The following is a 17,792-nucleotide window of genomic DNA, read 5'->3' as shown; positions in this document are numbered from 1 at the left end:
AAAATAAAAAAGCCTTATTTTTAAAGGCTTTATAGCGTATTCAAATATTAGGAAATATAAGTGTTTTGTCCCCGCCGTGGTCACGAATAAACAAAAAAGACATGAAAAATAGTAAGCTTGCTTAAACTGTTTTTAATGTCTTTTTTGTTTTCAAAGCGGATGCTGCATTATCCATTACGTTGGGAATTATAAGCTAAAAAATCTTTTTATTTCTTCAATAATTCCTGCAATGGCTTCAACTGTTCCATATCGATATTCGAACTTTTAAGAACTGAAATCATGGTCATAATATTCGTTGGATTCATATCCTTGCCCAAAATCCGAACTAAGGCAAAACCAACATCTTTTTTATTGGCAAACAGAACAAATTCATTAATATGATTATCAGAACCTACATAACTCACAGAGGCACCTTCTTTTCCGGAACCATATTTCATCAACTGTTGGAATTTAGAGTTCTTTAAAATCAGGTTGACTTTGGTGTGTTCGGTTTCAAATTGCACCTTGTTCGTGTCGTTGATTTTAAAAGCCAAAATATTCATTTTATCGAAAGATTGCAAGGCATTACTTTGCTCCACTGACAATTTTGTTTTGTCAACGTTCAAAATGCTTGGAGAAACATCTAGGGCGATGAAATTCTTGTTTTCAGTGTTTTCAACAAAGTACTTTTGCAACGAAGGATCAGAACCGCAGCTTACCAAAAACAAGCTAAAGAATGCTACAATGCTATATATTAGTTTCATCTTATTTTCTAGCTTTAGTGGCTTTTTTTAAATCATCACCGCCAGGAATTCGCATTTTATCGGTAAGAATAGCGATTTCATTCAAGTCGAAATCGCCCGTTAACGACATCAATATTGTCTGATTTTCCTTGCTAGCTCCTTCAATAAACATCAAAAGTTCTTTAATTTGACTATCGCTTGCGCCAGATTTTATCAGTATCCGAATGTTTTTCCCATTGTTATTTATACGCATCAATTCCTCTAACCCTGCGCTCTTAACATATTTGTTTGCTGCTGCTTTCATATCGGCAGTAACTCTGACACTGCTGGTAGTAAAAACTTTAAGATTGTCTAATTTCTTTATCAAATTCATGTATTGCTGTGATTCCTTATCAGAAGCATCCACCTTGACTTTACTCATTAATTCGAACATTTTTTTGTTGACGATAATCGAAGTTACATCGTCTTGTCCGTCGAATTTATCGAAGGTCGCTTGGGCAAAAAAGGCATTTGAAACCAATGCTAATACTAGTGTTATTACAAAATTTTTCATTTTTTATGGTGTTTATTGTTATTTAAAAATTAAGTTTTTTGAATTATTGTATTCTTGAATGTATTGCACACTTCCTATACCCACGTTGACTTGGCTTGATAACATTGATAATGCTCTTTGCGTTTCCCTAAAAGCAATTTCAGGATTGTGATATGTTCCAAGATTTTGATCCTGACTAGCATTAAAATAATTGACATACGTAAAAGTTGTTATTCCCAGTAAAACAACAATTGAAGCTGCGATAGACAACCACATTCTGTTTTGCTTTATAGATTTTAATGGAATTTTTTGCTCTTTTGTCAAAGAAAAATAACCAAAAATAGGTTTGTATTGTTCCAAATGCTGTGCAACATTCAGTGACGAAAAGTAATTTTTTAATTCAATTTCCTCAGCAACACTAGTGTCTCCCCGAAAGTAATTTTCTAATAGAATTTCTATTTTATCCAATTCCATAACTGTGTGTTTTTATCATAAATTCTCTAATTGTTTTCCTTGCTCTTGAAAGCGCCACGCGAATCGCCGTTTCATTCATATCCATTATTTTTGCAATTTCTACAAATTCGTATTGTTCAATATCTCGCAATTGAATAATAAGCCGTTGTTGTTCTGGCAATTGATCGATTATTTTTTCGACCCAATCGAGACTGTCTTTGCCTTCCAATATTTTATCAGAACTTGGCGCCTTATTATCGAAATTAGTATGAACAATTTTAAGATTTCCTGCTCTTTTAGATTTTAACTGATCCAAACAATAGTTCTTAGTTATCGTCATCGCAAAAGCTTCCAGATTATTATAATCATCCAAACTCGAATTTCGGCTCCATAATTTCACCAAAACTTCTTGGGTTGCGTCCTCGGCTTCCTCCGTGCTTATGAGCAATCGCTTGGCCAGTCGAAAGACTTTGTCTTTGAAAGGAGTGATCAACTTCACAAACTCGTTTTGGTTCATATAAAATATTTATTAGAGCAGTTAATACATTAAAGACGAAACTAATTTATTTTTGTTACAAAGTTTATAAAATAAAACTAAAGTTGGTATTTTTGCGTTAGTTTATTATCAAAACCAAAATATGAAAACAACATTCAAATTTATAATTGCATTCCTTTTAGTCACTTTTACTTTCCAAAGTTGTCAAGACAATGATGATGTAGCGACACCAAATAATTTAGAAATTCAAAACTTCATCTGGAAAGGACTAAACTTGTATTACTTGTGGCAAGCTGACGTTCCTAATTTAGCCGACGACCGATTTGCAAACCAAACCCAACTCAATGCCTTTTTATCAGGATATCCTGTTCCTGAAAAATTGTTTGATGCTTTAAGGGTCGATAAAACAATCGATAGATTCAGCTGGATTGTAGATGATTATTTAGTTTTAGAAGGACAACTTCAAGGATCAACCAATAACAATGGAGTAGATTTTGGATTAAGTTATAAATCATCTGGATCTACAGAAATAATTGGCTGGGTTCGTTATATTATTCCAAATTCGAATGCCTCAACCAAAGACATTCATCGTGGTGATGTTTTTTATGGTGTAGATGGAACGCAACTTACCGTTAGCAACTACCAAGCATTGTTGTTTGGTTCAAATAATGATTATACTTTAAATTTAGCCGATATAAATAGTGGCGCATTTACACCAAATGGAAAAAATATTACTTTAACAAAAACCGTTTTGGATGAAAATCCAATTTTAGTAAATACCGTAATCAATTCTGGTTCTCATAAAATAGGATATTTAATGTACAATGGATTTTATTCTAATTATGACACCCAATTAAACGATGCCTTTGGAACATTAAAATCACAAGGAATTACTGATCTAGTTCTAGATTTAAGATACAATGGAGGTGGCTCAATACAAACTTCCGCCCGATTAGCAAGTATGATTACTGGGCAATTTACAGGACAAGTATTTGCAAAACAACAATGGAATGCAAAAATCGAATCCTATTTTGACTCCAACGACCCGGAATCATTGAAAAATTTATTTACCGACAAAATAGGAACTACTCCTATTAATAGCTTGAATATGACTAAGGTTTATATTCTAACTTCTAAAGGAACTGCATCAGCAAGTGAACTAGTAATAAACGGATTGATCCCTTATGTGACGGTTGTTCAAATTGGTGACATAACTGTTGGCAAAAATGTTGGCTCCGTAACTTTGTATGATTCCCCTGATTTTGGAAAGACAAACAGAAACCCAAACCACCGTTATGCGATGCAACCTCTTGTTCTAAAAATAGTAAATGGAGCTGGTTTTGGAGATTATCAAAGTGGCTTAACTCCAACTTTTTCGCTTGCCGAAAACCTTAGCAGCCTTGGAGTTCTAGGTAATTCGGCTGAGCCTTTATTGAGCTTGGCCATTGGAAAAATCAACGGAACTAGAAAAATAGCTCAGCCAATTACAGGAATGCAGTTTGACTATTTCCTAGACACAAAATCTATAAACGGCATACAAAACCAAATGTATCTTGAAAAAGCTCCCGAAGGATTATTGAAAGCTTTAGAATAGAAAAAGTAAAATACAAAAAAAAGGCTTTCATCACTGAAAGCCTTTTTTTGTATAAACTGTTTTCGGAATTATAAATTGATATTCAACCCCAATTTGAAGTTTCGTCCAAGTGAACTATAACCTACGTTTTCAACAAAATCAGCCTTCAAAATATTGTTAACTATTCCAAAAATTGTCATTCGGTTTTTTACCAATTCATATCGAACTGTAGAGTTTATCAATTGGTATGAACCCAAAACTATTTTTTGTGTTGTATACAAATTCCCGTCAAAGAAAGCATCTTTTCTACCATCGACATATTGATAATTTACGTTTAAAAAGGCTCTCTTACACATTTGCAAATCGAATGAGGAATTCAATTTATGCTTTGGAATCAATCCGTCCAAGGCTTCATCAACTTGCGTAAAAGTGTAATTAGAAATCCATTTAATATTTTCGTTTATAGTAAAAGTGATCTCCGTTTCTACACCTTTGGCTTTATTCATTCCGTCGATGTTAATGTATTTATAATCGGAAGAAAATCCAATGAAATTATTTTGTTCCCGATAAAATCCTACGGCCGAAAATCGAAGCCTTTTATCCAAAAGTTGCGTTTCGAAACCCGCTTCAATCGTACTGTTTTTCTCTGGTGTCAAAGCCGTATTTCCGTATTCCGAATACAACTGATATAAACTTGGCGTCACGAAAGCCGTGCTGTAAGAAGCCAATATTTTAAATGGAATAGCTTTAAAATCATAAGAAGGATTCAAGTTATAAACTAACTGATTCCCGTATTCACTATGAATGTTTAATCGTGCTCCTGCATTCAAATTCAAACCAAAATCCGAAGTAAATAAACCCGTAACATAAGGATCGATCATATTGATTTTAGCATTTTCTTTCGCAATGCTTCCATAAGGCGTTCCGCTGCTCATATCAAAAAACTGGTATTGTGCTCCAGTCACCAAAAACAAAGACTTAGAAAAATTGTATTTATTAAAACCGTCAATATTCACACTTCTAGAATCGTATTGAGAAAACCCAACAGTTCCAGAATAACTATCCAATTCATCATAAGCACGAGATAGTGTATTGAAACTTGAATTCAGGATAAATTGTCCATTATTGTATTTGTATTTTGGCATAAAGCCAAAGCGAAATTGTTCGGTATTTGAATGATTCAAAGGGGTGTCATTTGTTCCTGTATTGTCAAAACCACCATCATAATCATTGTTGATCTTGTCAAAATTTCCAAAGAAATCCAACGTCAATTTATCGGTGGCTTTATAACCCAACTTGGCCAAATAATTGATCCTCGAAAATTGATCCTCTTCATAATTGCCGTTCTCAATTGGCGGAGCAATTTGTGACATTCCATTAGTCTCGGTACTATTCAAAGAGGCAAAATAATTAATTTTTTTCAGGTTTCCGTTTACCGAAAAACCTTGGCTAAAATCTTGAAGACTCGTCTTTGAAGTTAAAGCGGTGTTGTTAGTTCCTGCATTAAAAAAAGCATTTCCCGCAATGGATTTTTTGCCTGATTTTTTCAAAGTGATATTGATCACTCCAGTCGCAGCACCTGTTCCGTATAAAGTGCTGGCGGCTCCTTTCATAATTTCGATACTTTCGACTTGGTTCGCTGGAAGCAAACGCAAATCATATTCTAAACTAATTCCAGAAGCATCGGTAACCGGAATTCCGTCAATGAGAATAAGCACCTGATTATTTTTTCCGCCTCGAATGTAGTACCCTAAATTTTTTCCGGCTACACTTTGACTACCATTAATTTCGATACCCACAACCGAACTCAGAATGGCCGCAATGCTTTGTCCTTCCCTCTTTTTTAAGTCTTCAGAAGTGATTTTGGTGATAATTTTTCCAGACTTTTCTTTTGGTAAAGCGAATTTTGAATCCGAAATTACTACTTCATCCAGTTGAGTTCCCGATGCAATTCCGTCTTTTTGCTGCGCAAAAACACAGTTGGTCATCAGCACGAATAACGCACTGATACGAACGATTTTGTTGTTCATTTTAGTAAAATATTTTTAATAATAAAAAATGGGAGAAAAGCATAGAATGACCCATACCCAAACCTTTTTTCCCGAAAGTTTGATACTCAGTGTATTAGGCAGGTCTCCTGGCTTGCGTCTTGTTGTTTACCTTCCCATCCATATTCAGGACAGTGGTTTTGTAGATAACAACAAGCTGAATAGCTTACAGTTGCGGGTACAGCGTAAGATTTTTGAATTTTGATTTTTGAATAATGATTTCGGATTTAAATCTGAAATCAAAAATCGTTAATCATCAATCTTCAATCACTCTCTTCCCTTTTAATGCCGTTTTAAAATTAAAAACAGCAACCTCAATACAGCTGCAAATGTAATTCTAAGATTTGAATAAAAAAATAAAAATGATTTTTAAAAAAGAATAAATATACCTTTGCATATCTATTTCAAAAGTGTTTCTATGAAATCTGTTTTTCTCCGTGCTATTCTATTTTTATCTGTATTTCTATTAAATGGATGTAAACAAAACGACTTCATTTCTGAGAAAAAATCAAATACAAAAAATAAAATTCAGCATGCCAAAGGTTTGGAAATATACAAACACAAAGGCTTTACGATAGTAAAAATAACGAATCCTTGGCCTGAAGCCAAAGAAAGTTTTACCTACATTCTTCAAGAAAAAAACGGAATTATTCCTGATAGTTTAAAGAAATTCACCGTTATTCCAATTCCCATAAAATCGATTGTTGTGACTTCGACCACCCATATTCCAGCATTGGAATTATTGGGAGTCGAAAACACTTTGGTTGGCTTTCCAAACACAAATTACATTTCTTCCGAGAAAACTCGAGTATTAATTGATGCGGGAAAAGTGCGCGAAGTGGGGTCGAATGAAAGTCTGAACACCGAAGTTTTAATCGATATGAAACCTGACGTTATTATCAGTTTTGGTTTAAATGACAGCAATCCAACCTTGGATAATCTACAAAAAAGCGGCTTAAAAGTAATGATTAACGGCGATTGGACGGAACAATCTCCACTTGGAAAAGCGGAATGGATTAAGTTTTTTGGGGCATTATACGGATTGGATTCCAAGTCAAATAGGGTATTTTCAAATATTGAAACCGCATACAATTCTACTCTGGCTTTGGTAAAAAAATTCACGATAAAACCCACAGTACTCTGCGGGGCAATGTATCAAAATCAATGGTTCGTACCACAAGGTGAGAGCTGGGCTTCTCTATTTTTGAAAGATGCACAATCTGATTATTTATGGAAAAACTCCAAAGGAACCGGGAGTTTATCTGTGCCTTTTGAATCCATATTGGAAAAAGCACAAAATGCCGAATTCTGGATTGCTCCTGGGGATTTTTCGACATTAAAAGAAATGACCGACAGCAATCCGCATTACAGCCAGTTTCATTCATTTAAAAATAAAAAAGTATATTCGTATGCGGTAAATAAAGGAGCAACAGCTGGAATCATTTATTTCGAATGGGCCTCTACTCGTCCCGACTGGGTTTTAAAAGATTTGATTAAAATTTTCCATCCGGAATTATTGCCGAATCATAAACTTTATTTCTTCCATAAATTAGAATAAATTGATGAACACCAAACAAAATACTATTCTTTTTACTATCCTAATCATCGGAGTGATCTTCTTGTTTATCATTAACATAAGTTTGGGTTCGGTTTCTATTCCAATAAAAGAGGTTTTCAATAGTATTACGGGAGGAAATTCAACTAAGGAAACTTGGCAATACATCATCATCGATTATCGATTACCCAAGGCTATCACTTCGATTATCGTTGGAATGGGGCTATCCATCAGCGGATTGTTGATGCAAACTTTATTCCGAAATCCATTGGCTGGGCCTTACGTTTTAGGGTTAAGTTCTGGCGCAAGTTTGGGCGTGGCAACAGTTATCCTGGGCGCAACATTTTTACCTCTATCTTTGGCTTCTTTTTTACTTTCCTCCTACGGAATTGTTTTGGCATCCAGTTTGGGCAGTTTTCTGGTTTTATTAGCGGTTTTGGTAGTTTCTCAAAAGCTGAGAGATACAATGGCAATACTAATTGTCGGGTTGATGTTCGGAAGTTTAACTAGTGCCATCGTAGGCACACTTACTTATTTTAGCACCGCAGAACAATTACAAAAATTTACTTTTTGGTCCTTGGGAAACCTTGGAAATTTATCTTGGTCTTCACTACTCATTTTGTCCATTTGTGTAGCAATTGGTTTGCTTTTGAGTCTTCTCAGTGTCAAGCCACTGAACGCGTTACTTTTAGGAGAAAACTATGCTAGAAGTTTAGGGATGAATTATAAGAGAATCCGATTGATTATCATCTTTGCCACCAGTATTTTGGCGGGAAGCATCACCGCTTATGCAGGACCAATTGCTTTTATTGGATTGGCGGTTCCTCATATAGCCAAGCTAGTTTTCCAAACTAGCAATCACAACATTTTGTTCTGGAGCAGCTTGCTTTTTGGAGCGATTATTATGCTTATTTGTGACAGTATTTCGCAACTTCCGGGAAGCGATATTACGCTGCCTATTAATGCTGTAACTTCTGTTTTTGGAGCTCCTATTGTGATTTGGTTGTTAGTTCGAAAACGTAAAATGATGAACTAATGGAAAACAATAGCATCTTACAAACTTCAAATTTAAGTATTGGTTATACAACCAAAAGCGAAACAACAACCATTGCCGGAAATTTAAACCTAAATTTAAAAAAAGGTAAACTAATTTCATTAATTGGTGCCAATGGTATTGGAAAATCAACCCTTTTAAAAACCATTACAGGAATACAGAAACCTCTTTCTGGAACTGTTTTGTTGAATGAAAAGAACATTCACGAACTAGACTCCTTGATTTTAGCACAAAACCTAAGTGTTGTTTTGACCGAAAAATTACCTCCAAGCAACTTGACTGTTTTTGAACTTATTGCTTTAGGAAGACAGCCCTATACAAATTGGATTGGCAAGTTGACCGACAATGATTTTACAAAAATAAATGAAGCAATCGAGCTCACCCAAATTGGTCATTTAGCATCCAAAAAACATTATGAAATCAGTGATGGACAACTACAAATCGTCTTGATTGCAAGAGCTTTGGCGCAAGACACACCTTTAATAATTTTGGACGAACCCACAACCCACTTGGATTTACTACACAAAGTAGTGCTTTTTAAACTGTTAAAAAAACTAACTCAAGAAACTGGAAAGTGTATTCTATTCTCGACTCATGATATTGATATGGCAATTCAATTGAGCGACGAAATGATTATTATGACTCCCGAAAATGTTGTTCAGGACCAACCTTGTAATTTGATTACAAAGGGAAGCTTCAACACTTTGTTCAAAGACGAAAACATTGTTTTTGATAGTAAAAAAGGGAAGTTCGTGATAACTTAACCGCAAAGACAAAAAGGAAGCGGGAAGTTTTAAAAGTTTTAAAAACCAAATATTTATTTTAAACACTGCCAACAGCTATTTACCAATAGCAATCTGTCGTTTTGCTTCGCCAATAACAAACGCAACCGAATTTGCAATATTAAAACTTCTAATTAAATTCGACATAGGAATCGTAAGATGATTTTCGAATCGATTCAAAACCTCTTCGCTCAAACCCACGCTTTCTTTGCCAAAAACCAACCAATCGCCATCCTGAAAATCATTTTCTAAATACGATTTTTCGGCATGAGAACTCATTAAGAATACTCTAGACTTGTCTAGAATTTGGGCTATCCATTCTTCGATATTTAGATATTCAGTAGCGTCTAAATGGACCCAATAATCCAATCCGGAGCGTTTCAGGTTTTTATCATTAATGACAAACCCAAAAGGGTGAATCAGGTGCAAACGGCTTTCGGTGCCTACACACAAACGACCAATGTTTCCAGTATTATTGGGGATTTCGGGTTCTACAAGAACAATGTTTAACATTTTTATTTTGAATTTTTATATTTCGAAACTTTCAACTTCAACCACTTCTCCGGCTTGCAAATCATTTAAATGGACGTTTCCTATTCGAACGCGTACCAATCGCAAGGTTGGAAAACCTACCGCTGCGGTCATTTTCCGAACTTGGCGAAACTTTCCTTCATTGACTGTGATGGAAGTCCAAGAAGTGGGACCATGACGTTCGTCTCTTATTTTTTTTTCTCTTGCGCCAAAAGCGGGAATTTCATTGATGATAAAAGAATCGCAAGGTTTGGTTATGTATTTTGTGCCGTTGAAACCTATTTCGACACCATTTTTTATTTTCTCGATGGCATCTTGATTTATAATCCCGTCAACTTGAACATAATATTCTTTATCTACTTTTTTGCTGCGCACGATTTCGCTCATTTTACCATCTGTGGTGAGCAACAATAACCCTTCGGAATCCTCATCAAGACGACCAATAGCCATTGTGCGTTCAGGAAAATTGTATAATTCCCCTAAAAGCTTCTTTTTCCTTTTGAGCTCATAAATAAACTGGCTTAAATAGCCATAGGGTTTGTGAATGATGAAATGGCGGTATAACATTTTGAGATACTAGTTCTAATAATTGGTTGCAAATTTACAGTTTCCATTTCTTGTTATTCTAATAAAAACCTTTCAATTCTAAAAATATTACTTATTTCGTAATAATGATTTCACTTCCTGTAAACTCCCATCTACTTTTTCGATTTGCAATCCCAGAATAGCCGCAATCAATGGGTAGATACTCACATTTTGAAATGTACCAGTTTTTTTATCCTTCTTAAAGTTGGGGCCTTTGGCATAAAAAATCGCATGCATATCTTTATTACAATTATCATATCCGTGGGTACCACCAACTGTTTTTTGGTTTATACTACTAACCAAACTATAATTTTTTTGAGCTTCAATTACAAAATCCAAAACCCTAGGATTACTTCCATAATGGAATCTTTTAGGTAAATCTTTAGTTGCCCAAAACTTTATATGTGGTACTTTTTTTAAAGCGTGAGCGATAGAATCCTTATATCCTTCTTTGGCCTGGATACTCATAATGGGATTGATTACTTGATGATATCCTACCCAATTTGGTTTTAAATATTCTAAAAGAGTTACTTTTTTAGAATCGGATATATTGGCCATACCATGATCAGAAACTACAATTAAATTTATTTTATTTCCAATAGGTAATGCATCTAGTTTACGAACTAAAACTCCAATAATTGAATCCATCTTAGCTACAATTTTTCCGTTTTCTACCGACATAGGGCCAAATGTATGCCCGGTATTGTCCGGCTCATCAAAATAAAGCGTGATTAAGTGAGGCCGCTCTATTTCGGGAAGATTTAACCAGTCAATCACTGAATTTATTCTATTGGCATACGGAACAGTTTCGTCATATTTTTTATAAATACTTGGGCTTTTATCACCAGTTTCTGATCCTGGCCAAAAAAAGGAAGCTGTTTTTAAACCTTGTTGTTCGGCGACATTCCAAATGGGATTGCCACCATAAAACTGGGCGTCGTTTTTTGCAGCGCTCGATAAGGAAAATTTTTTTTGGAGCAAAGGATCATAAAAACTATTATTGATTATTCCGTGATGATCTGGATACAAACCTGTTACTATAGAATAATGGTTGGGGAAAGTTTTAGTAGGATAGGAAGGTTTCATAGATTTTGCATGCACACCCACTTTAGCTATGGCATTTAAGTTTGGAGTTACAAAATATTTTGGATAGTCCCATCGAAAACCATCTAAGGAAACCAAGACTACATATGGTTTATCAGAATCTTGGCTAAATACCAACCCAAAATTAATCAACATTAAAAATACAAATAGCTTTTTTATAATCTTCCTATTGATTCCTGTAAGAGCTTCTTTTTTCATATTCAAATTTTAAAGTACACTACAAATATATCGTTAACTTTAATTTTTTTCATTAACAAATCTTCAAATCATTTTATTTAGAACTCTCATTAGGTATTCCAAAAAATACATTCTTCAAATTATCCCCTTATGCATTCTTAAATTAATAATATTCCTTACTTTTACTTTCTACAATAAAACATCTTTTTTATGTCTAATATTCTTCCATTTTTACTGTTATTTATTATCGTTCTAGCTATAGGTATTTTCATTGGAAAACTACTGTTTTTAACCAAATCTAAATCCGAAAAAAAATTTCTTGAAGAAAAATTGAATGATTTAAAAGAGCAATCTCTAACCGAAAAAGTGGCTTTAGAGAAACAGCTGAAACAAAGCGTTCAAGAAAAGGAAAGTATACGCAACGAAAAAGAAGCGATAAACATTCAATTGATAAAGAAGGAAGTCGATTTTGAAAATCTTTGGCAACGCAACAAAGAACAAAAAGAAGAAGTTGAAAAACTTCAGGAAAAGTTCACAAAGGAGTTTGAGAATCTAGCTAATAAAATCCTAGACGAAAAATCAAGCAAATTTACAGAGCAAAATAAGGAGAATATGAAAAATATTCTTTCGCCTTTACAAGATAAAATTCAGTTATTCGAGAAGAAAGTCGAAGACACACATAAGGAAAGCATTGATTATCACGCGGCTTTACGCCAACAAATTATTGGTCTGAGTGAAATGAATGCTCAAATGAGCAAAGAAACCTTAAACTTGACCAAAGCATTAAAGGGAGATAGCAAGATGCAGGGAAATTGGGGCGAGCTAGTCCTGGAACGGGTACTTGAAAAATCTGGACTAGAAAAAGACCGGGAATATTCTGTACAACAATCGCACACCAATGAGGGCGGACAAAGGGTTTTTCCTGATGTAGTTATCAATCTTCCCGACGGTAAAAAGATGATTGTCGATTCAAAAGTGTCCTTGACAGCTTATGAAAAATACATTAATGAAGAGGATGATAGCTTGAAAAATGGCTATTTAAAAGAGCACGTAAATTCAATAAAACGCCACGTGGATCAATTGGGCGAAAAAAATTATCACGATTTATACCAGATAGAAAGTCCTGATTTTGTGTTGCTTTTCATTCCGATGGAACCCGCTTTTGCAATGGCATTAAACGAAGACACGACATTATACAACAAAGCTTTCGAAAAAAACATAGTAATTGTAACCCCTTCTACTTTATTAGCAACATTACGAACAATTGACAGCATGTGGGCCAACCAAAAACAACAGGAAAATGCTTTTGAAATTGCGCGCCAAGCGGGAGCTTTATATGATAAATTTGAAGGTTTTGTCGCCGATTTAATTAAAGTTGGAAAGAAAATAGACGAAAGTAAAATAGAATATCAAGGAGCAATGAACAAGCTCGTGGATGGAAAAGGAAATCTAATCACAAGTGTCGAAAAATTAAAAAAAATGGGAGCTAAAGCCAAAAAGTCTCTGCCAGAAAACATCTTGAATCGTTCCAATGTAAAAAATATATAAAATTTGCAAAGTTATCTATTCTAGTTAATAATTCTTTTTGTATGAATTTTTTTATTTTATTGTATTGTGCAAAAAAAACCTTTAAAGATTAAATTTAGCACTAAAATAAAGGAAATTACATTCCTATTGCTGTTGTTCATATCGAACAATAGTAATGCTCAAAACGAAATGATTATCAATAAAGGAAACATATCTTTTGAAGCTTCTATCCCTTTATTTGAAGAAGCTAAGACGTCAAACGAATCTGTACAATGTGTTTTAAATATAAAAACTGGAGAAATCAACAGCGTAGCTATTATCAAAAATTTTTATTTCAAAATCGCTTTAACGGAAGAGCATTTTAACGAACATTATTTGGAAAGTGATTGTTATCCAAAAGCTCTTTTTAAAGGAAGAATTACAGGTTTTAATTGGAATTTCGCCTAAAGAATTTAAAATGAAAGGCAAGCTAGAAATGCATGGAAAGAAAAAGGAATTTACCACACCTATTTTTCTTAGAAAAGTAGCTAATGCTTTAGAAATTATTTCTAATTTTATTATAGAAACAAATGATTTTAAAATTAAAATACCAAGTGTTTTGAGCATGAAAGTGGCGGATATGGTTAATATTGAAACTAATTATTTATTACAGTAAACTTAAACTTTCAAACAATCCCTAAGGGCTTTTTCTAGATTTTTAAATTGCAATTGAAATCCTAATTTTTCGATTTTATCAGAAGAAACTCTTCTTCCCGTGAGTATGATTTTAGCCATTTCTCCTAATACTAGTTTTAATAAAAAATCGGGGACATTAGGCAACCAAATAGAATAATCATAAAATTTTGCTAATGTTTTAGAAAAAATAGAATTTGTTGTGTCATCTGCTATTGCAGCATTATAAGCTCCATTCATTTTTTTATTGTATAACGCTTCTAAATAAATAGCACACAAATCATCGATATGAATCCAAGGCATATATTGTTTCCCGGAACCTAAGGCGGAACCCAACTTCAATTTAAAAACGGGTATCATTTTTTTTAAAAATCCATCCTCCTTTCCTAATACCAATCCAGTTCTAATTTTAACAGTTCGAATACCTAGACTTTCAATAGTGTCAGCGGCAGCTTCCCATTTTTGACAAGTTAAACCCAAAAAATCGTTGACCGAAGGTGTTTCTTCTGTACAAATTTCCCCGCCGTTTATTGCACCATAAATTCCGACTCCAGAAGCCGAAATAAAAGCGTCAAGTTTTTTATCTTCCTTATTTAAAACAGTATAAATTAATTGGATAGATTGTTCTCTACTTTCAATAATTTGTCTTTTTCGGGTTGTCGTCCATCTTTTTTCGGCAATATTTTCACCGGCTAGATGAATGATATAATCCGCATTTAAAACGGAATTTTCATCAATATAAAGACTATCAATATCCCATTTATAATAGGTTATATTTAAAGTATTTTGTTTATCACTTCTACTCAAGATAGAAACAGAAAATCCATTAGCTAGCAACAAATGAGTCAATTGCTTACCTATAAACCCAGAACCTCCACTTATTAAAACATTTTTTTTCATAGCAATACAAAATTAACCATTTTAAATGATATTTAAAACATTAACATTTTATTTTGTTTAACTTATTTAATATATGGTTAAACATTACGTATCTTTATTGCCTAATTTAAAACAAGAAAAATGGGTGCTAAAAAATCAACAATTACAAAAGACAAAATTGCTTCAATGTATATGAACTTTAGATTGGAGAATATTGGTAAGCTTAAATCCGTTTATCAATTTGCAAAAACAAATAGTTTTGATGAAACAATATTTTATTCGTATTTCGCAAATGTTGAAAATCTTGAAAAAGAAGTTTTTAAAATATTTTTAGAAAAAACATTAGAATTGATTCAGAAAGATAGCAACTATGAAAGTTATGACACAAAATCTAAAATGCTTAGTTTTTATTTTACATTTTTCGAAATTTTGTCTGCTAATAGAAGTTATGTAACAATGAGTTTGAAAGAACATCAAAACCCACTTAAAAACTTAACACAGCTTTCTAGTTTAAAAAGTGGTTTTAGGCAATACGTTTTGGAAATATACTCAAATCAAGAGTTAATGAAAAACGAAAAAATTCAAATTTTTCAAAAAAAGGCACTTCAGGAAACGGCATGGATTCAACTTTTAATGACACTAAAATTCTGGTTAAGCGATGAATCTCCTGCTTTTGAAAAAACGGACATCTATATAGAAAAATCAGTAAAGCTAAGTTTCGAATTAATGAATAGTGCACCCCTAGATAGTTTAATTGATTTTGGTAAATTTATTTACAAAGAAAAAATTCAAAATATATAATGAAAACCATAGACTACATTCCTACTTCAAAAATAGAAAGAGCAACAAAATTAGTTCAAACAGGTGCAAAAGTTGGAGTGAATTACTTAAAGTATTACGGGGAGAAAATGGTAAATCCAGAAATGAATCGTGATAAACTTAATGAAAACAATGCTGAAGATATTTATGATGGGCTTAAAAATTTAAAAGGAAGTGCACTGAAAGTAGCGCAAATGTTGAGCATGGACAAAAGTTTTCTACCACAAGCTTATGTAGAAAAGTTTTCTTTATCACAATTTTCTGTACCTCCACTTTCTGCTCCTTTAGTGTTAAAAACATTCAAGAATAATTTCGGCAAAAGCCCATATGAAATCTTTGATGATTTCAATGCGAATTCCGTTAACGCAGCAAGTATTGGACAAGTTCATTTGGCTACAAAAGACAACAAAAAACTTGCTGTTAAAATTCAATATCCTGGTGTTGCCAATAGCATTTCCTCCGATTTAGCCTTAGTAAAGCCCATAGCAACCCGAATGTTTAATCTTCAAGGCAAAGATTCCGTCAAGTATTTCAAGGAAGTAGAAGATAAATTAATCGAAGAAACTAACTATATTTTAGAACTTAAACAAAGTCAGGAAGTGGCGAAAGCTTGTGATAAAATCGAGAATCTAATATTTCCAAATTACTATCCTAAATATTCTTCTGATAAAATAATTACAATGGATTGGATGACAGGAATTCATCTGTCAGAGTTTACCAAAATAAATTCTAATTCAGGAATTGCAAACAAAATTGGTCAGGCATTATGGGATTTTTATATGTATCAAATTCATGTTTTAAGAAAAGTTCATGCTGATCCGCATCCAGGTAATTTTTTGGTAAACCAAGAAAATCAATTGGTTGCACTTGATTTTGGATGTATGAAAGAAATTCCAAATGAATTCTACGTTCCCTATTTTGAATTAATAAACAAGGAGGTTATTGACAACAAAAAACTATTTAGCACTAAATTATTCGAATTAGAAATTCTTAGAGTGGACGATTCTAAAGAAGAAATCGAATATTTTACCCAAATGTTTTATGATTTATTATCCCTATTTACCAAACCATTTCAAACCCAAACATTTGATTTTTCAGATGAAGAATTTTTTAAAAATATTGCGCAATTAGGAGAACGGTTTTCAAAAGATCCCAATCTACGCAAAATGAATGGAAATAGAGGGTCTAAACATTTTATATACATGAATCGAACTTTTTTTGGATTGTATAATTTGATGTTTGATTTGAAAGTCAAAATTGTGGTAAACCAGTATCTAAAATATTAGCCTTGAAAAAAGAACTCTCTGATATAGATAAAGACAGAATTATAGAAATGGCATGGGAAGACCGAACTACATTCGATTCCATTTTGTTGCAATTTGGATTAAAAGAACAGGAAGTTATCGATTTAATGCGAATCGAAATGAAACCTTCCAGCTTTAGAATGTGGCGAGAAAGAGTGCAAGGACGAAAAACAAAACACGAAAAATTAAGGAATTTTAGACAAGGTCGATTTAAATGCAGCATGCAAAGACAAATTAACAACAACAAAATTTCAAAGAGATAATAAATAAAGACATGAAAAACATACTAATAATTGGTGGTAGCAAAGGAATAGGAAGTGCCATTTTGTTGCAACAATTAGAAACAAACTTGATTTACAATATTAGTAGAAATGCTCCGGATATTTCACATCCAAACCTGACCCATTTTACTGTTGATGTTTTGAATGATTCACTACCAGAAATAGCAGCTATTGACACCTTGATTTATTGTCCGGGCTCTATTAATTTGAAACCCATCGGAAGTTTAAGCATCGATGATTTTAGAAATGATTTCGAAATCAATGTCATTGGTGCCGTAAAAGCAATTCAAAAATATTTACCGATATTGAAGAAAGGAATAAATCCATCAATTATTCTATTCAGTACCGTTGCCGTAAAATTAGGGATGCCTTTTCATGCTAGTATTGCCACAGCGAAAGGAGGAGTTGAAGGCTTAGTAAAATCTCTTGGGGCAGAATTAGCATCACTTGTGCGTATCAATGCAATAGCGCCTACTATCACCGAAACTTCACTGTCTGCAGGTATTTTAAGAAATGACAAGATGAAAGAAAACATGATGGAACGCCATCCGATGAAAAGTTATTTAAAGGCAGAAGAAGTGGCAAATATGGTTAACTTTCTCATTTCGAAAAATGCAAAATCTATCTCGGGACAGGTATTCGAAATGGACTATGGTATAGTTACTTTTAAAATATAAATAAATAAAACAAGTTTAATA

At 33.4% G+C, this 17,792-nt stretch carries 20 protein-coding genes and 1 riboswitch; of the genes, 11 read left to right on the top strand and 9 right to left on the bottom strand.

What is annotated here, in order from left to right; all coding sequences use genetic code 11:
• Positions 1 to 206 precede the first annotated feature (206 nt).
• Genes AABM59_RS05225 through AABM59_RS05210 form a run of 4 tightly spaced genes read right to left on the bottom strand, consistent with a single transcriptional unit; the run spans position 207 to position 2,224 of the window.
• A complete protein-coding gene (locus tag AABM59_RS05225) occupies positions 207 to 743 on the bottom strand; it encodes a DUF4252 domain-containing protein (protein ID WP_338407922.1) in 537 nt (178 codons plus the stop codon).
• A gap of 1 nt (position 744) precedes the next feature.
• Positions 745 to 1,275, bottom strand: coding sequence for a DUF4252 domain-containing protein (locus AABM59_RS05220; protein ID WP_338407921.1), 531 nt, complete (start codon positions 1,273 to 1,275; stop codon positions 745 to 747).
• A gap of 18 nt (positions 1,276 to 1,293) precedes the next feature.
• A complete protein-coding gene (locus AABM59_RS05215; protein ID WP_338407920.1) occupies positions 1,294 to 1,728 on the bottom strand; it encodes a hypothetical protein in 435 nt (144 codons plus the stop codon).
• Positions 1,715 to 2,224, bottom strand: coding sequence for a sigma-70 family RNA polymerase sigma factor (locus tag AABM59_RS05210; protein WP_338407919.1), 510 nt, complete (start codon positions 2,222 to 2,224; stop codon positions 1,715 to 1,717). Before AABM59_RS05210 ends, AABM59_RS05215 begins: the two co-directional genes overlap by 14 nt.
• 121 nt (positions 2,225 to 2,345) lie before the next feature.
• Here AABM59_RS05210 and AABM59_RS05205 point away from each other — a divergent pair, with 121 nt between their 5' ends.
• A complete protein-coding gene (locus AABM59_RS05205) occupies positions 2,346 to 3,797 on the top strand; it encodes a S41 family peptidase (protein WP_338407918.1) in 1,452 nt (483 codons plus the stop codon).
• Positions 3,798 to 3,865: 68 nt separating this feature from the next.
• Here the strand turns inward: AABM59_RS05205 and AABM59_RS05200 are convergent, their stop codons facing one another.
• Positions 3,866 to 5,806: a TonB-dependent receptor gene (locus tag AABM59_RS05200; protein WP_338407917.1), complete on the bottom strand. Its 1,941-nt coding sequence runs from the start codon at positions 5,804 to 5,806 to the stop codon at positions 3,866 to 3,868.
• A gap of 79 nt (positions 5,807 to 5,885) precedes the next feature.
• Positions 5,886 to 6,156, bottom strand: a riboswitch (cobalamin riboswitch).
• A gap of 86 nt (positions 6,157 to 6,242) precedes the next feature.
• Here AABM59_RS05200 and AABM59_RS05195 point away from each other — a divergent pair.
• The 3 genes from AABM59_RS05195 to AABM59_RS05185 are packed head-to-tail and all read left to right on the top strand — an operon-like array spanning position 6,243 to position 9,197.
• The gene (locus AABM59_RS05195; protein WP_338407916.1) at positions 6,243 to 7,382 is read left to right on the top strand and encodes an ABC transporter substrate-binding protein; all 1,140 of its coding nucleotides are present in this window, start codon (positions 6,243 to 6,245) and stop codon (positions 7,380 to 7,382) included.
• 1 nt (position 7,383) lies between these two features.
• On the top strand, positions 7,384 to 8,415 hold the full coding sequence (locus AABM59_RS05190) for an iron ABC transporter permease (RefSeq protein ID WP_338407915.1): 1,032 nt from the start codon (positions 7,384 to 7,386) through the stop codon (positions 8,413 to 8,415).
• Entirely contained in the window at positions 8,415 to 9,197 is a 783-nt protein-coding gene (locus AABM59_RS05185) for an ABC transporter ATP-binding protein (RefSeq protein ID WP_338407914.1), read from the top strand. The genes AABM59_RS05190 and AABM59_RS05185 overlap by 1 nt, the downstream gene beginning before the upstream one ends.
• A 75-nt stretch (positions 9,198 to 9,272) precedes the next feature.
• Here the strand turns inward: AABM59_RS05185 and AABM59_RS05180 are convergent, their stop codons facing one another.
• The 3 genes from AABM59_RS05180 to AABM59_RS05170 form a co-directional block, all read right to left on the bottom strand.
• On the bottom strand, positions 9,273 to 9,728 hold the full coding sequence (locus AABM59_RS05180) for a tRNA (cytidine(34)-2'-O)-methyltransferase (protein WP_338407913.1): 456 nt from the start codon (positions 9,726 to 9,728) through the stop codon (positions 9,273 to 9,275).
• A gap of 15 nt (positions 9,729 to 9,743) precedes the next feature.
• Positions 9,744 to 10,313, bottom strand: a complete 570-nt coding sequence (locus tag AABM59_RS05175) for a pseudouridine synthase (protein WP_338407912.1) — start codon at positions 10,311 to 10,313, stop codon at positions 9,744 to 9,746.
• Positions 10,314 to 10,400: 87 nt separating this feature from the next.
• A complete protein-coding gene (locus tag AABM59_RS05170) occupies positions 10,401 to 11,633 on the bottom strand; it encodes an ectonucleotide pyrophosphatase/phosphodiesterase (protein ID WP_338407911.1) in 1,233 nt (410 codons plus the stop codon).
• 189 nt (positions 11,634 to 11,822) lie between these two features.
• Here AABM59_RS05170 and rmuC point away from each other — a divergent pair, with 189 nt between their 5' ends.
• The 3 genes from rmuC (at position 11,823) to AABM59_RS05155 (ending at position 13,794) form a co-directional block, all read left to right on the top strand.
• Positions 11,823 to 13,160, top strand: coding sequence for a DNA recombination protein RmuC (gene rmuC, locus AABM59_RS05165; RefSeq protein ID WP_338407910.1), 1,338 nt, complete (start codon positions 11,823 to 11,825; stop codon positions 13,158 to 13,160).
• 168 nt (positions 13,161 to 13,328) lie between these two features.
• The gene (locus AABM59_RS05160; protein WP_338407909.1) at positions 13,329 to 13,586 is read left to right on the top strand and encodes a hypothetical protein; all 258 of its coding nucleotides are present in this window, start codon (positions 13,329 to 13,331) and stop codon (positions 13,584 to 13,586) included.
• A 10-nt stretch (positions 13,587 to 13,596) separates the two neighbouring features.
• The gene (locus AABM59_RS05155) at positions 13,597 to 13,794 is read left to right on the top strand and encodes a YceI family protein (RefSeq protein WP_338407908.1); all 198 of its coding nucleotides are present in this window, start codon (positions 13,597 to 13,599) and stop codon (positions 13,792 to 13,794) included.
• Between the two features lie 2 nt (positions 13,795 to 13,796).
• On the opposite strand, the gene AABM59_RS05150 is transcribed toward AABM59_RS05155, so the two are convergent.
• Complete coding sequence (locus AABM59_RS05150; RefSeq protein WP_338407907.1) at positions 13,797 to 14,711, bottom strand: TIGR01777 family oxidoreductase; 915 nt, start codon at positions 14,709 to 14,711, stop codon at positions 13,797 to 13,799.
• A 120-nt stretch (positions 14,712 to 14,831) separates the two neighbouring features.
• On the opposite strand from AABM59_RS05150, the gene AABM59_RS05145 reads away from it, so the two are divergent.
• Genes AABM59_RS05145 through AABM59_RS05130 form a run of 4 tightly spaced genes read left to right on the top strand, consistent with a single transcriptional unit; the run spans position 14,832 to position 17,771 of the window.
• The gene (locus AABM59_RS05145) at positions 14,832 to 15,491 is read left to right on the top strand and encodes a TetR family transcriptional regulator C-terminal domain-containing protein (protein ID WP_338407906.1); all 660 of its coding nucleotides are present in this window, start codon (positions 14,832 to 14,834) and stop codon (positions 15,489 to 15,491) included.
• Positions 15,491 to 16,795 carry an AarF/UbiB family protein gene (locus AABM59_RS05140; RefSeq protein WP_338407905.1) on the top strand — a complete coding sequence of 435 codons (1,305 nt, stop codon included), beginning with the start codon at positions 15,491 to 15,493 and terminating at the stop codon, positions 16,793 to 16,795. Before AABM59_RS05145 ends, AABM59_RS05140 begins: the two co-directional genes overlap by 1 nt.
• Before the next feature lie 2 nt (positions 16,796 to 16,797).
• The gene (locus tag AABM59_RS05135; protein WP_338407904.1) at positions 16,798 to 17,076 is read left to right on the top strand and encodes a TIGR03643 family protein; all 279 of its coding nucleotides are present in this window, start codon (positions 16,798 to 16,800) and stop codon (positions 17,074 to 17,076) included.
• An 11-nt stretch (positions 17,077 to 17,087) separates the two neighbouring features.
• The gene (locus AABM59_RS05130; protein WP_338407903.1) at positions 17,088 to 17,771 is read left to right on the top strand and encodes an SDR family oxidoreductase; all 684 of its coding nucleotides are present in this window, start codon (positions 17,088 to 17,090) and stop codon (positions 17,769 to 17,771) included.
• Positions 17,772 to 17,792 lie beyond the last annotated feature (21 nt).

It is taken from the genome of uncultured Flavobacterium sp., from assembly GCF_963925185.1.
Classification (GTDB): domain Bacteria; phylum Bacteroidota; class Bacteroidia; order Flavobacteriales; family Flavobacteriaceae; genus Flavobacterium.
This window is presented reverse-complemented; position numbering and strand designations above follow the sequence as displayed.